Origin of the sequence: Corynebacterium sp. MSK032, from assembly GCF_030232065.1 — a bacterium.
Taxonomy (GTDB): domain Bacteria; phylum Actinomycetota; class Actinomycetes; order Mycobacteriales; family Mycobacteriaceae; genus Corynebacterium; species Corynebacterium jeikeium_D.
In genome coordinates, this window is sequence record NZ_JASPJR010000012.1 from 18,094 (window position 1) to 32,660 (window position 14,567).

At 59.3% G+C, this 14,567-nt stretch carries 14 protein-coding genes; 5 read left to right on the plus strand and 9 right to left on the minus strand.

Going from position 1 to position 14,567, the window contains the following annotated elements:
• The first annotated feature begins 50 nt into the window (after positions 1-50).
• Positions 51-1,292 (plus strand): aminodeoxychorismate synthase component I, encoded by a 1,242-nt coding sequence (locus QP995_RS07870; RefSeq protein ID WP_070767157.1) that lies wholly within the window; start codon positions 51-53, stop codon positions 1,290-1,292.
• Here the strand turns inward: QP995_RS07870 and QP995_RS07875 are convergent.
• Both QP995_RS07875 and rsmI read right to left on the minus strand, forming a co-directional pair.
• Positions 1,289-2,965 (minus strand): BCCT family transporter, encoded by a 1,677-nt coding sequence (locus QP995_RS07875; RefSeq protein ID WP_284853090.1) that lies wholly within the window; start codon positions 2,963-2,965, stop codon positions 1,289-1,291. The two genes, QP995_RS07870 and QP995_RS07875, sit on opposite strands and share 4 nt — an antisense overlap.
• Positions 2,966-3,124: 159 nt before the next feature.
• Complete coding sequence (gene rsmI / locus QP995_RS07880) at positions 3,125-4,036, minus strand: 16S rRNA (cytidine(1402)-2'-O)-methyltransferase (RefSeq protein WP_284853091.1); 912 nt, start codon at positions 4,034-4,036, stop codon at positions 3,125-3,127.
• Positions 4,037-4,121: 85 nt separating this feature from the next.
• Here rsmI and QP995_RS07885 point away from each other — a divergent pair, with 85 nt between their 5' ends.
• On the plus strand, positions 4,122-5,618 hold the full coding sequence (locus QP995_RS07885) for a dolichyl-phosphate-mannose--protein mannosyltransferase (protein ID WP_395451742.1): 1,497 nt from the start codon (positions 4,122-4,124) through the stop codon (positions 5,616-5,618).
• On the opposite strand, the gene QP995_RS07890 is transcribed toward QP995_RS07885, so the two are convergent.
• The 6 genes from QP995_RS07890 to QP995_RS07915 all read right to left on the minus strand — a co-directional run bounded on the left by QP995_RS07890 (position 5,615) and on the right by QP995_RS07915 (position 11,523).
• A complete protein-coding gene (locus QP995_RS07890) occupies positions 5,615-6,397 on the minus strand; it encodes a zf-HC2 domain-containing protein (protein ID WP_284853093.1) in 783 nt (260 codons plus the stop codon). The genes QP995_RS07885 and QP995_RS07890 overlap by 4 nt on opposite strands.
• A gap of 51 nt (positions 6,398-6,448) precedes the next feature.
• On the minus strand, positions 6,449-6,853 hold the full coding sequence (locus QP995_RS07895; protein WP_042388863.1) for a DoxX family protein: 405 nt from the start codon (positions 6,851-6,853) through the stop codon (positions 6,449-6,451).
• Between the two features lie 236 nt (positions 6,854-7,089).
• A complete protein-coding gene (sepX, locus tag QP995_RS07900; protein WP_016423263.1) occupies positions 7,090-8,361 on the minus strand; it encodes a divisome protein SepX/GlpR in 1,272 nt (423 codons plus the stop codon).
• A 173-nt stretch (positions 8,362-8,534) separates the two neighbouring features.
• Entirely contained in the window at positions 8,535-9,167 is a 633-nt protein-coding gene (locus tag QP995_RS07905; protein ID WP_049193056.1) for a GNAT family N-acetyltransferase, read from the minus strand.
• 30 nt (positions 9,168-9,197) lie between these two features.
• Positions 9,198-10,469 carry a molybdotransferase-like divisome protein Glp gene (gene glp / locus QP995_RS07910; protein ID WP_005511382.1) on the minus strand — a complete coding sequence of 424 codons (1,272 nt, stop codon included), beginning with the start codon at positions 10,467-10,469 and terminating at the stop codon, positions 9,198-9,200.
• Positions 10,470-10,548: 79 nt separating this feature from the next.
• Entirely contained in the window at positions 10,549-11,523 is a 975-nt protein-coding gene (locus QP995_RS07915; protein WP_016423265.1) for a UTP--glucose-1-phosphate uridylyltransferase, read from the minus strand.
• A gap of 132 nt (positions 11,524-11,655) precedes the next feature.
• On the opposite strand from QP995_RS07915, the gene QP995_RS07920 reads away from it, so the two are divergent.
• The 3 genes from QP995_RS07920 to mscL all read left to right on the plus strand — a co-directional run bounded on the left by QP995_RS07920 (position 11,656) and on the right by mscL (position 13,650).
• Entirely contained in the window at positions 11,656-12,330 is a 675-nt protein-coding gene (locus QP995_RS07920; RefSeq protein WP_284853094.1) for a 5-formyltetrahydrofolate cyclo-ligase, read from the plus strand.
• 105 nt (positions 12,331-12,435) lie between these two features.
• Positions 12,436-12,981 (plus strand): SAF domain-containing protein, encoded by a 546-nt coding sequence (locus QP995_RS07925; RefSeq protein WP_224433571.1) that lies wholly within the window; start codon positions 12,436-12,438, stop codon positions 12,979-12,981.
• 252 nt (positions 12,982-13,233) lie between these two features.
• Positions 13,234-13,650: a large-conductance mechanosensitive channel protein MscL gene (gene mscL, locus QP995_RS07930; protein WP_016423268.1), complete on the plus strand. Its 417-nt coding sequence runs from the start codon at positions 13,234-13,236 to the stop codon at positions 13,648-13,650.
• Positions 13,651-13,936: 286 nt separating this feature from the next.
• Here mscL and QP995_RS07935 read toward each other — a convergent pair whose 3' ends face one another.
• Complete coding sequence (locus QP995_RS07935; protein ID WP_016423270.1) at positions 13,937-14,482, minus strand: MogA/MoaB family molybdenum cofactor biosynthesis protein; 546 nt, start codon at positions 14,480-14,482, stop codon at positions 13,937-13,939.
• Positions 14,483-14,567 lie beyond the last annotated feature (85 nt).

Here is a 14,567-nt window from a genome sequence, read left to right on the forward strand (position 1 = left end):
CTGTCCCCTAGCGTCATCGCGCGCTCGCGCAGTCACTACGCTTATGTCCTATGTCCACTCGGTCTACCTCCTCCGGCTCGGCTGCTGACTTCACTTCGCGTGCGACCACTGCGCTGGCGCGTCTTATCGCTGCCGGTCATCGTCCCGCCGCGCTCATCGGCTCCTGGTTCGGTTATCGCGCGGTTCTCGCCGCCAACGTCGAGCTCACTGCCTGCGAGTCGGCAGCGCTTTTCACCATCCCCGACCCCGATGCGTGGATCTTTGGGTTCCGCCCCTACTCCGGCACCAGCGCGCACGGGGTCGCTACCTGCGTCGCGTTGCTTGCCGACGACGGCACGTGGCATTTCGACGGCCCCGGCACCGGTGACCCCTTCAATCCGGATTTCCAAGCCCTTCAGGAGGCCATCAACTACTCGCACGAAGACACGCGTGCCGACGCGCTCCCCGCGGCCACACCACTGGAGTGGGATCAGGGCGACCGAGAACACCACCAGCTTGCGGTGGAGAACTGTAAGGAGGCAATTGCCGCAGGCGAGGTGTACCAAACCTGCATTTCCACACGCTTTCACGCGGAGCTGGCAGCGAGCGACTCTGCACTAGCCCACGCCGGTGCGTGGTTTTCCTCCCGCGTGGCGCGGTATCAGCCGGCTCGAGCAGCATTCTTGCCCGGCAACCTCGACGCTGGAATTCCAATCCTGGCCTCGCTGAGTCCTGAGGAGTTCCTCATCCGCGCAGGCACAAGCGTGACTGAAACTCCCATCAAAGGCACGATTCCCGCTGGCCGGCCCCCGAACGAGTTATTGCGCAGCGACAAGGATGTCGCCGAGAACATCATGATTGTCGACCTGGTGCGCCATGACCTCGGTCAAGTTGCCAAGACCGGCACCGTGAAGGTCACAGACCTGCTCAGTGTGCGTCCGGCACCGGGCGTGTGGCACCTCTTTTCCACAGTTTCCGCGGAACTTCCCGATCAGCTCAGCCACGCTGAACTAATCGAAGCCTGCTTCCCACCGGCCTCAGTCACCGGTACACCGAAGCTGCGAGCAATTGAGCTTCTGCGCGAGTGGGAACCCGAACCCCGTGGCGCTCACTGCGGCGCGATTGGTGCGGCCCACGGTGATGCACTTGAGCTCAATGTCGGTATTCGTACCGCTGAGTACACAAAAGACCCGAACTCGGGGAGAGTTCGGGTCGAAGCTGGCATCGGCGGTGGCATCACCATCGGGTCTACACCCGAGGGCGAATGGGCCGAGATTGAGGCCAAGGCCGCACCGCTGCTGTTGGAAAGCTAGTTGCGCAATTTACGAGCACGGCGGCGCTCGCGCTGTTCGGCCGCTTCCGCCAAGCGGCGCTCACGAGCCATGCGCAGGGCAAACTGACGCTGTTCCTTGTCATCGAGGTACATCGGATCGTCGGAAAGCCCCTTAACCAGCGCCACCATCAGCGCCAAGATAACAATGACGAACGGGCTTGCCGCCAAAATGGTGATGTTCTGCAGGTTCGACAGGGCATCGCTGCCACCGGTGACCAATAGGACGATGGCAATCAGAGCGGTGAAAATACCCCACATAGCAGTGACCGTGCGCGACGCTGTGAGTCGACCGAACTGACTCATGGTACCCATCACCGTGGAGGCGGAGTCTGCCGAGGTAATGAAGAAGGTAGCCAGCAGAATCATTGCGATAGCGGAGGTAATCGCGCCACCCGGCAAGGATTCCAGCAGATTGAACAGCTGACTCTCGGCCGAACCGTCACCGTAGATGGACGCACCCTGCTGCTCGTGGGTAATGGCGGTGCCACCAAAGATGGAGAACCACACTGCAGAGACAATCGACGGAACGGCGACGACGGTGAAGACGAACTCACGGATAGTACGGCCGCGAGAAATACGTGCGATGAACATACCGACAAACGGCGACCATGAGATCCACCAGGCCCAGTAGAAAATTGTCCAGGAAGAGAGCCATTCACCGGCGGTGCCGTCAGCGGAAGCACTGGAGCGGGCGGCCATCTCAAAGAAGGAATTCAGGTAGCTACCAATAGAAGTCGGAATCAGGTTCAGAATCACCACGGTAGGGCCGAGGACCAACACCAGCAGCGCCAGCAGGCCAGCGGCAACCATGTTGAAGTTCGAAATGTACTGAATGCCCTTGCCCACACCCGACAGCGCAGAAGCCAAAAAGGCACAACCCAGAATGAGGATAAGACCAATCCACAAACTTGTGCCCTTGATGGCGGTGAAACCGTTGATCTCCAAACCAGCGGAAATCTGCAGCACACCAACACCGAGAGAGGCTGCCGTACCGAAGACGGTGGCAAAAATCGCAAGTGCGTCGATAAGCTTGCCCAACCATCCCTCAGCGCGACGTGCACCGATGAGCGGAATGAACGCCGCGGAGATTAGCTGCTTACGACCAAGACGGTAGGTCGAGTAAGCAATGGCGAGGCCGACGATGGCGTAGAGCGACCACGGGTGCAGAGTCCAGTGGAACATCGTCGATGCCATGGCGGTACCGACTTCCTTTGGCTGGTGACCCGGTACACCTTCGCGGTAGAAGGTCAGTGGCTCAGCAACGCCGTAGAACATCAGACCGATGCCCATACCGGCGGCGAACATCATGGCAATCCAGCTAGGTGTGGAAAACTCTGGTTTCTCGGCGTCCTTGCCCAGGCGGATGTGACCGAACTTGGAAATCGCGATGGACACAATAAAGAAGACAAAGACGGTGCTAGCCAAGATAAACAGCCAGCCGGTGTTCTCCACAACCCAGTTCAGAGAACTAGATGCAAACGTGGAGAAACTATCTGGCCACACCAGGCCCCAGACGATAATTGCCAGAATTGCGACAATGGCGGGGACGGTAACCCCGAGGTTCACGGGAGCGTGAGAATCGTCGGCCCTGACTTCGCCAACGACCGACTCCCCTACTTCTTGTTGTATTTCATGTTCTGGTGGATTCGTCATTCCTCCACCATGTCCACCATTGACCTGGGATTTCAACTTAGAATGCGGGTTTTCTCAGGTTTTCTTCATTTTTCCCAGAGTGCAAAAACTGCCACTAATGGCGTTTACCCTGTTCACTGCCGTGTGCTGGGAGATTTTCTGGCACAAAGTAACAATCGCCTAACGATTTTCCTCGCGAGCAGCCAAAACCGCCTGATAAAGATCACGGTGCTTTGTCATTCCAGCCTCCGCCGCAGCCTGCTTCGCGGCATCCTTCAACCGCATGCCATCAGCCACGAGCTCCTCCACGCGGTCAACTAGGTCCTCCGTGGATACCTCCGTCGCCTGCTGCCCCGCGCCCTCAATCACCACCGTAATTTCTCCGCGGACACCTTCTTCCGCCCACGCAGCCAGTTCTCCCAGCGTCGCGCGGCGAGTCTCTTCAAAGCGCTTGGTCAACTCACGGCTTACCGACGCGCGCCGCTCCTCACCTAAAATCTCCGCGGCATCCGCCAACGTGACAGCCAATCGATGCGGCGACTCAAAGAAACAACAGGCTCGCTTCTCTGTCTTCAGTGATTCCAACCAGGCCCGGCGCGCCCCCTGTTTACGAGGTGCAAAGCCATCGAAGCAGAAGTGGCCGACACCCAAGCCGCTGAGAGCTAATGCGGTAGTCACCGCGCTCGGTCCCGGTACGCAGGACACCGGCACACCCGCGTCGTGAGCAGCCGCCACCACAGCCAGGCCGGGGTCTGACACCACCGGCATCCCCGCATCGGTCACCACAATGACTTTCTGTCCCGCCTTCGCCGCCTGAATCAGCGACTCAGTGCGGCTCTCTTCGTTGTGATCGAAGTTCGAAACAAACTTCCCCTTGGGGGAAATGCCCAGCGCTGTGGCTAGGTTGCGCGCCCGCCTGGTGTCTTCCGCGGCGATGATATCGGCGTCGATAAGCGCACCGCGCAAGCGGTCGGAGGCATCGGCGATATTGCCCAGCGGCGTTGCCACCAGAGTGATGCCGGGAGCCAGCGTCGTAGCCTCGCTGAGGGGCTCGTTCTCGTGCGGTTGGAAGTTCGATGCCGAATGCGTCATGATTCCATAGCTTAAACTGACATTCGTGACCGATGCCGCTTTAACCCCACCACCGGAAACCGAGCGCCGCGCGAAAAAGCGTTTCCTGCGCCCGATTCCCCCGGTTCCCCCGCTGCCGCCACTGCGGCGGTGGGACAAATGGGATACCGCCACTTTTGTGGTTCTCGGAATCGTCGCAGCGCTAACGCGTTTCATCGGGCTTGCTGCCAAGACCGACAATGGCACCCCGCTCTTCGATGAGAAGCACTATGTGCCGCAGGCATGGCAGATTCTGGAGTCCACGCGCGACCCCATCTCGTCTGGCATTGAGGACAATCCCGGCTACGGTCTGATTGTGCATCCGCCAGTGGCCAAGCAGGTCATCGCCTTGGGCGAGTGGATCTTCGGTTATTCACCAATGGGCTGGCGATTTATGTCGGCAGTGTGTGGCACGCTGGTTATCCTGCTGCTCATGGACATCGTCCGACGCATCTCTCGTGGCTCGCGGTTGGCGGTGGGTATTGCTGGTCTCTACGCGCTTGCCGACGGAGTGCTGTTTGTCTCCTCCCGGGTCGGCATGCTGGACATGATTCAGACCTTCTTCATCATCGCGGCCGCGTGGGCACTTCTCATTGACCAGGCCGATGCCCGCAAGCGCCTGGAATCCGCCACGGAGCTAGGTAGTTTCGGCCCCTATCTCAGTTATCGCTGGTGGCGACTGCTCGCCGGCATCATGCTGGGGCTTGCCACCGGGGTGAAGTGGTCCGGTCTGTACTACATGGCCGCATTCGGCCTGTGGTCCGTCTTCACGGATCTGGTGTCACGCAAGAATGCCGGTGCGGACAAGCCCGTGCTCGGCGCACTCGCCCGGGATACCGTCCCGGCGTTGCGTGATCTGGTGGTAGTCCCACTGGGCGTTTACTTCTTAAGTTGGCGTTCCTGGTTCGCCGAAGAAACGTCGGTCTATCGCCATGTCTCGCCCGAAGACCGCGATACGGGACTCCCCGGCACCGACTGGCTTCCCGAGGCCCTGCAGAACTACCTGCACTACCAAAACAGCGTGCTGAAGTTCCACGCCGAGCTGACCACCTCTAATGGCCACAAACACCCTTGGGAGTCCAAGCCTTGGGAGTGGCTGGTGAGTTGGCGGCCAATGCTCTACTACTCCACCGAAACCACCTGCAGTGACGGCCAGGAGTGCAAGGGCTGGATGATGCTCTTTGGCACCCCACCCATCTGGTGGTTGCTGGTCCCCGTGGTCCTGTGGGCCACATGGCGTTGGCTCGGCCGCCGCGACGGCCGCTACGCGCTGCCAGTCATCGGTTTCCTCGCCTCGTGGCTGCCGTGGGTCATCGGCTACGACCGGCAGATGTACTTTTTCTACGCCACCGCGCTGATTCCATTCGTACTCATCGCCTTTGCTCTGCTTGCCGACGATCTCTCACACTGGCGGCCCCGCGGTAAGCCGGTGGGGTTGGTAATCGTTGGCACGCACGCCGCACTAGTGGTGACCGCGTTTGTGTTCTGGCTGCCGATTTTGACCGGCTACCCGCTGCCTCTCAACCACTTTGAATGGCGGTTCTGGTTGCCGTCTTGGAGCTAGTCCCGCTGTGGTGGCACGCCTGTGACCGGCAACCCCGAGGCGGCCCGCCATGCCTGTGCGATTGCCGTCGGCGTATAGCCGCCCAGCCACACAACGGCCAGCGTCAAAGCGGAGACAAATATCAAGGCCAGGCCAGCGATCTCTGATGCTCCCTGGGCACCGATGAGAATGTCACGAATACCAAAACCGATGCTGAACGTGGCGACGGCACCGTAGACAGGCGCCATGCCCATGGCAGCGCGTGGCCGCCAAGCAGCCCAGAACAATCCCACTGCCAATGCAAGCCGAATTGCCGCGAGTTGAATGGCAAGGCGTGCTCCGAGCTCCATTGGGTCAACGGTGGCAGTGGAACCGTCGATAGGCGCTCCCGTGCTTGTTGCGATTCCTGCACCGTCCTGCGGCTGCGTCGAGGAAAGTCCGAGCGTCATCATGCCGGAGGCGTCGACCAGTGTCGCAATCCCCCAGACCGCCCAGCAAAGGCCCAGTGCAATGAGCACCCCGCGGGCGGTGCCGGCCATGAGCAGCCATGCGCGCTCACGCCGCCGGCGCTCCGGTTCGATGGAGACCAAAATGCGCTCCGAGAGATCATCCGTGGAAATCTCCGGCATACCATCGGCAGGCCCAACCGTAAGGGCGCGGTTCAGCCGCACCGCTCGCTCGTACCAAGCTCGGCACTCCTCGCAGGCCCCAAGATGGGCATCGATGACTTCATCGGCAATGCTTGCCTGCTCGCCATCGAGACGAGCTGACAATGCTGCGCGAATTTCCTCGCACTCCACGGGGGATCTCCACCGCCTTTAACTCTTAAGGGGGTTGTACCTAATGAGGTCTTACCTGATGAACTGCCTGTCCAAACTGAAACGGCCAGCCCCGAAAACGAAAATCATCACCAGACCACCGATGAGCGACATCACAAGCTCCGCACCGTTGTCGCGGATAAACAGGCCATTGCCCAAGTGCATCGACCACCAGGCACCAATCATCTCAATGATGAAGACCATCGCCACCGTCGGTGCCAAGAGTCCCAGAATCAGCAACGCGCCACCGACCAGTTCGACTAGAGCGACAACCCAGACCGTCAAGTGCGCCTGCGGGATATTCACGGCGACAAAGTAACCGGTCGTCTTGTCGATACCGGTGATAAAAATCTTGTCCCAGCCATGGCAGATGAAGATAATTCCGAGTATCAGGCGGAGAATCACGAGCGCGATATCGCGCATTACCGGTCGATCCATGAGGGACATGCTACCCGACGGCACGGTCAAAACACGGTAGCACTGCGGCTGCGAGAGGCCAGCGACTTAAACATGCAAAAAGGCTTCTCCCAACCCCTCGGGAGAAGCCTTCCGCCAAACACACCCGGTGTGTCATGTCTTAGGTAGTGACATCGTAACAGGCCGAGTTTCTAACAAAAAATCGCGCTGACGTGCTCAGACAACTTTAAGGTTGTTCTACGGCTCAGCTCACAGGACTAGCTCACACGAGCCTGTGGCATTTCGTCATAATCGTCGTCATCAAAGCGGTAGTCAGTGTAGGCCAGATCTGCGAAATCCGGGTCCTCATCATCAAGCTCGACCACTACCGCGCCCGGACGGCGCAGACGCTGTGGAATTCCCAGCTCATCATCCTCGCGGTTACGCACGCCGAGGCGGGCCATCTTCATACGGCGAATTCGGCGAGCCCGCAGTTCCTGCTCTGCACGCACGGTGCGGCGCAGGTTGACCAGATACAGGGTCATCAAGCCGACACCGACCAGTGGAATCCACCAGGTCCAACCACCGGCGAAAGCAGCGATGATGACCGTGACCGCGATGAACGCTGCCAGCCCAGCAACCGAACGGCGGCGGCGGGCAAAGCGAGTCTCAGCGTACTGGGCATCCGAAATCGGATCGAACCCACCACGACCACGGCGCTTCTCAGCGAACGCGTAATCATCTTCGGTCAAGGTGTCATCGACAGCGACTGCGTCATCGTTGGACTCGACACTGTGGTCGCTGTCGTCCTCGACGGTCTCGTCGGGTTCCGCCTGCTCGTCTACGGTGTCTGCTGCCTCTTCAGTCTCAGAGAGAGCCTCAGCGTCCGCGTGCTCAGCGTCAGCCGCGGCACCGGAATCAGCGTCAGATTCAACGGCATCTTCGAACATCAAGTCATCGGCGTCGACAAACTGACGGCGAACGTCAACGCTCACATCGGAAGAGGACTCATCTGCACGAACCACGTCACCTTCGGCGGAGGCAACGGCGGAGTCAGATTCAGCATCCTCGTCATTAACGACAGCCTGCAGCGACTGGTCTGCAGACTCATCATCGGACACGTCCATGTCAGAGCGGTCAGAAGACTCAGCAGTGGCTTCCTCGGTAGCGGAATCATCCGCCTGCGGGGTCTCCTCTTCTGCATCTGCCGCTTCCAGCTCGTAGACGATATCGCCGTCAACGACGGCCGGGTCGGCCGCCTCGTCCACGGTGTCGTCGATAAGCACGTCGCTGACATCGAAGTCATCGTCGACCTGCGCGTCAACGGTTTCGAGAGAATCGTCGACTTCTTCGGCTACGCGCACGTCCGACTCCTTAAAAGACGGACGGCGGCGCGTCGTGGCCAACTCCTCGCCACCACGATGCAGCACGCGGGTCTTACCTAGCGCATCGGAAGTACGACGAATCGGCTTGCGCGTATTGACCACCAGCGGGGCCAGCACAAACAGCCACAGTACAACGATGAGTATCAGCAACAGTGAAGTTGACATATTTTGTGTCTCCTTGCGATTTCGCCCGGGGTTTCGCCGTCTCTCCCCGGCCCAAATACGCCACCCACATGCCCTTCCACAGAGGCATTTGCGAAGGCAGTCAGCGTATCTAGAGCGAATTCGCCCAATAGTAGAGTTGTCATCACCCTATCGGCGTGTGTTACTCAGACTACTCAGGCGCGCCGTTGCGGTGGGTATTTCTCCGCCTCTTCATATTGCGCGCGACCACTCGCCACGATGAGGTCCACTGCACTGTCCTCCCCCACCCGCGCATAAGTCAGATGATCGCGCCACGCGCCATCCATATGGAAGGCTTCCCGCGCCACGCCTTCGTACTCGAACCCACAGTTTTCCAGCACGCGTATCGACGGGACATTGCTGTCCAACACAGTCGCTTCAATTCGGTGGACGCCAACTCTCTTGGCATAATCCGACGCCAACGCCACTGCCGCAGTGGCGACCCCTCCACATGTAAAGCCGCTGCCGACCCAGTAGCCAATCCATGCGTGAGCGACGGGGAAAGGTGTAATACCGCCGAGTGTGAGCATGCCAGCGAACTGGCCGTCTACTTCAATGGTGGAGACAATCATGTCTCCCGCAGCCTCTGAACGACGCCAACTGCGCAGGTTACGGCGGAAAACAGAAGCCTTGTGGGCGTTATCCCAGTCGTCCTCGAGGGTTGGCTCCACGGGGCGCAAAATGGGCTCGTCGCGCAGCCGCAGTGTCCGCCATGCAGAGGCATCAGAGCGCTCTGGCACACGCAGGCGGACTCGGCCGCCACTGGTTACTAGACGAGAAGTACGCACAGCAACAATACTCGCGGTAGTGGAGTGAGGTTAGGCCTGGCGCGCCATGAACAGCACGTCAACTACATCTCCCGGACGCACGTGCAGCACGTCTTCCGGAATCACGATGAGGCTGTTGGCTTCCGACATACCGGCCAAAAGATGGGCTTGCGCACCGCCGGAACCTCCCAGCGGCTGCACCATGTATTCGCCGGTCTCGCGGTCACGCATGAGCTGGCCACGGATGTAGCCACGGCGCTTCTCCGCCGACTCAATCGGGCCGACAGCACGAGCGGTGACAGCGCGGCGGCGGGGATTGCGCTTACCCAACGCCAGCCGAATGAGGGGACGAACCATGACCTCAAAAACGACCAATGCGCCGACCGGATTCGACGGCAGGAGGAACGTTGGAATCTTGTCATCTCCCAGCAGACCAAAGCCCTGGACCGAACCAGGATGCATAGCGATGCGGGAAACATCAACCTCGCCCAATTCAGCCAGCACACGGCGAATCTGCTCACCCGCGGCACCGCCGACAGCCCCCGTGATGACCAAAAGCTCACTGCGAATGAGCTGGCCTTCGATGATTTCCCGGATGCGACGGGGCTCACCGGTGGCAATACCCACTCGGTGTACCTCAGCCCCAGCATCGCGGCCGGCTGCTGCCAACGCGTAGGAGTTGACGTCGTAGACCTGACCGAGCCCCGGCGTGCGGTCAACATCGACCAACTCATTACCAATGGAAATCACGGACATACGCGGCTTGGGGTGCACCAAAACCTTCGAACGCCCCACCGCTGCCAGCAATCCAACCTGTGACGGCGAAATCACCGAGTCCAAGGACACCGCCACGTCACCCGGCTGCACGTCGTCACCGACCTTGCGCACAAAGTCACCGGAGTAGACCGGATGGAGAACATTAACTCGACGGCCACCGCGGTCGGTCCAGTTTAGGGGCACGACGGCGTCGGCAAGCGATGGCAGCGGCGCACCAGTTTGTACGCGCACGGCCTGCTTCGGCTGTAGCCGCATCGGGTGATGCGAACCCGCTGTCACCTCACCGACAACAGGTAGCTCAACCTCGCGAAAATCAACATCACTCTGACGCGCATCCGGAGGTAAAGAACCAGATTCGCCGACGATATCGACAGCGCGCACCGCATAACCATCGATTGCTGACTGCACGAATCCCGGTAACGGCTGCTCAGCGATGACATCCTCAGCGCACAGCATGCCGAGGGATTCCGAAATAGCAACGCGCACAGGATCAGGCATCACAGCGTGTGCGGTGATTGCCGCCAACTGTTCTTCCACAGAACGCATGTTTTACCTTCCTCGGCACCAACCCGCGGTGCGCTTTATGGCTATTCAGCTTCTCAGTACAAGCCTCTATAAAAAGGCTTTAAGCCTGTTCATCCTGCGCCAGACGCTGCTGCATGTAGTCGCGCAGCCCCTCGCCGTAGTCCGGATGCCTGAGTCCAAAGTCTACGCAAGCACGAATGAAGCCACCAGGATTTCCCAGGTCATGGCGGAACCCCTTGTGAACGACCACATGAACCGGATGCCCCTCTTGAATCAGCAGCTCAATTGCATCGGTGAGCTGGTATTCGCCGCCCTTACCGCGCGGGATGCGACGCAGCGCATCGAAGATGGCGCGATCGAGCAAGTAACGTCCGACTGCAACGAAGTTGGATGGAGCATCCGCAGGGTCCGGCTTTTCCACCATGCCCTTGACTCGCTTCACATCGTCCCAGGCATCAGCGTCGGCCGCGTCAGCACCGAGCTCACCAGACTCCGCCGGGGTGGCGTCCTCAATATCGAAGACACCGTAGTTGTAGACCTCTTCATGAGGAATTTCCAGCGCACACAGCACCGAACCACCAAAGCGCTCGCGCACTTCCGTCATCCGATCCATCACGCCCACTGGGAGCACGAGATCGTCGGGAAGCATGACAGCAACGCTGTCTTCATCGTCTTCGAGCAGCGGCTCTGCGACCAGCACCGCATGCCCCAGGCCCAGCGGTCGATCCTGGACAACGGATTCGACGCGGATAACCTCGGTGGCGCGGCGTACCTTCGCTGCAATTTTGTCCTTGCCGCGCTCGGCGAGAGTCTGCTCAAGGTCCGGGCGCGGGTCGAAGTGCCCAAGCACGCCATCCTTACTCGGCGCTGTGACAATAGCCAGGCGTTGCGCACCAGTGGCGGCGGCCTCTTCAGCAATCATCTCGATGCCCGGCGTATCAACTACGGGCAGCAATTCTTTCGGCACTGTCTTGGTGGCAGGCAAGAATCGCGTACCCATGCCCGCGGCAGGAACGATGACAGTTCGAACCGGAGTAGTCATGTCCGAACCAGACTCTTTAGACGATGAGACCATAATGGCAACGATACCTATATAACTTCCATTTGCTCGGAGGCTGACCCCGCTTTTTCAACGCATTAATCAGAAATTTTCTCCTGCGCTGACGACAGAGGTCGCTCCCCTACCTGACAGAGTAGGTTTGCAGGTATGGCTCCGCTTCCAGAAACCACGTCTGATTTCAAAGCCCGCACACGGCACGAGGTACTCGCCGCACGCGCCGCCAAGGGGCAGCGTGAGCGCATGCTTGACGACGAAGCACTGGTACAGCGGTTGCAAGAATGGTTATCCAATACCGTCGGCGACCTCGCAAAACCCATCTTTGCCGCCTATGTCCCCGCTGGCGACGAACCCGGCGCAAGCGTTTCTAGTTCGACTGGTGGTGAGCCCGGCCAGGGCTTTGTGGAAGCTCTGGCCAACGCGGTTCCCGGAGCACGAATTCTGCTTCCCGTCTGCCCGCCCGGTCCACCACAACCGCTGCACTGGGGTTACTACAACGGCAGCTTCCACAAGGGCCGATTTGGACTCTTAGAACCTGTTTCGGTGGAAGACTCTGCTGGCCCAGCTGAGCTGGGTGTTGCCGACGCCATTATCCTGCCGGCAGTTGCGGCCGACCTCGCAACCGGGATGCGGTTAGGGCGTGGCGCTGGTTACTACGATCGCAGCTTGGTTTTCGCTCGACGCGACGACGATACGGATGGGGTGAGAGCTGCGGCCATCGCTGTTGCGGTTTTCGACACCGAATTGCGCACGGAGCTTGCCTACGATGAGCACGACATTCCTGCCGATTATGTGATCACGCCAGCGGGGATTTCACAGATTTAATGGAACCGATTCCGGGGTTTTCGCGCCTAACTTAATATGAGCCCAAAATATTCGTCCCGGTTTCCGCGTCCATTCCGAAAGCTCCGCCCCACAACTATTCGGCGGATGGTTGCCCTCACTGTTTTCCTATGCGCAGTCGGCCTGGCGGCGGTGGAGTCATTGACACCCCGCAGCGGCCATATTCGGGTAGTGGTTAGCGCCAAATCCATTGCCGCTGGCGCATCGGTGGCAGAACAAGATGTGGCTTTCAAGGACATTCCCCGGGAGCTCGTTCCCGGTGGAGCCGTAACGGACATCGCCTCTGTGCGGGGACGCACCCTGGCCACCGGCATGTCACCGAGAGAGATAATTACAGAGCAGCGAATGGTCGGCCCGTCACTTGCCAAGTCGCTGACGGGGACGTCGGAAAGCAAAATTATTGCCATCACGTTGACTGATGCGGGCATTGTGTCCGCTCTTCGCACTGGTGACAGCGTGGATATTGTGTCGACAGCGGATGAGCGCGGGGTGGCGGCGCCGCTTGCACACGGGGCAAGGGTGGTCAACATCGTCGACGATGAGGTGGTCTTGGTCGCTCTGCCCACCGGCGCCGCGGAGGTGGTGGCTGCGACATCGCTAGCATCTCCGCTCACACTGTTACTCGCAGGTTAGTGACCAAAATCTCACTGGTTCAAAGATTTTATGGTCCTGAACAGTGTTTTTCGCAGAAAGTTGACTTGTCCCACAACTTAGTGCGGGGATACAATGGCCAGGCAATTCAAAACTACGATTAGAGCGAAGAAGAGTGGCACTGCCTGATATCGCACTGCCCCGTTTCTCAAAATCGTATGGGCCTGCCATGAGCAACACGATGACTCACAGGTCTCGTTTGGTTTGTTCCGTTTCTACAGAAGGAAATTTCCTATGCTTAAGGGCTTTAAAGAGTTCATCATGCGCGGCAACGTCATCGACCTGGCGGTCGGTGTTGTCATCGGTGCTGCGTTCACCGCAATCGTCACTGCTTTCACCGACAGCCTGCTCGAGCCGCTGCTGAACACCATCGGTGGCGCTGAGGTCACTGGCCTTGGCTTCGAAATCATCAGCGGCAACCCGTCGACCTACCTTGACTTCGCAGCTGTCATCACCGCAGTCATCAACTTCCTGCTGGTCGCAGCGGTTGTCTACTTCGTCATCGTTGCTCCGATGAACAAGTTCAACGCGATGCGTGAGGCTCGTCTGGAGACCTCCGCTGAGCCGGAGGTCACCGAGGCTGACCTGCTGACTGAGATTCGTGACCTGCTGGCAGAGCAGAACGGCAAGCCGAAGACGGAGCTGAACTAGCCTCTAGCTGCTAGTTGCGAGCTTCCGATGAGAAGCTAACTAACGCCTTTACACAGCGCTCATCCCCAATGGGGTGGGCGTTGTTTTGTCCAGTAGTCCACATCAAAATCACGAGCATCCTCCGGGGATTCATCGTGATAGTGCACTTTGCGCGCAGTTTTCGCACTGCGCGACTGGGCAAAGTTTTTCGCCGGTGCACCTGCGCGGCGACGCTGCCTACGGCTGCCACTGCGCGGCGCGGCTTGCTCTTGCTCAGGCTGATTGGGCTGCTTAGCGTCGCCCATTCCTAGACGCTCCAGCGGCAGAGATCGTCAAGCACATGTGAGACCAGCGGGAGAATTGTCGCCATGCCATCGCGCACTGCAGCGCGAGACTCCGCGAGATTGACAATCACTGTCTGACCGGACACGCCGGCCAAACCGCGGGACAGCCCCGCATCCAAGGCGCCAGCTCCCATACCGGAGTTACGAATAGCCTGTTCGATGCCCTGCAGTCGTACATCGAGAACCTTGCGAGTGGCATCCGGAGTCTTCGCACGAGGACCAACTCCAACACCGCCCACCGTGACGACCAAATCTGCGCCACCGACAACAGCGGTATCTAGAGCCTTCCGGATCTCACGCTTCACTGCACCAGTGCTGACCACGGCATCGACCGAGTAGCCGTCTTCTTCCAACAGCTCAACCATGAGCGAAGCCGCACCATCCGGGTTCTCGAAATGGTCGCCCACGAGGACAACGAACGCATTTCGGACCTGGCCGTCGTCGTTGATAAGACGCTCCATCTCAGCGAGGTTGACGTCACTTGGCTCAGTACTCACGGTTTCGCTCATCTGCTCTATCTCGCCTTCTCCCACAGCTTTTCACTCGAAGTTTCACTCGAAAACTCTTCTACAGATGGTGAGGTACTCACTCCAC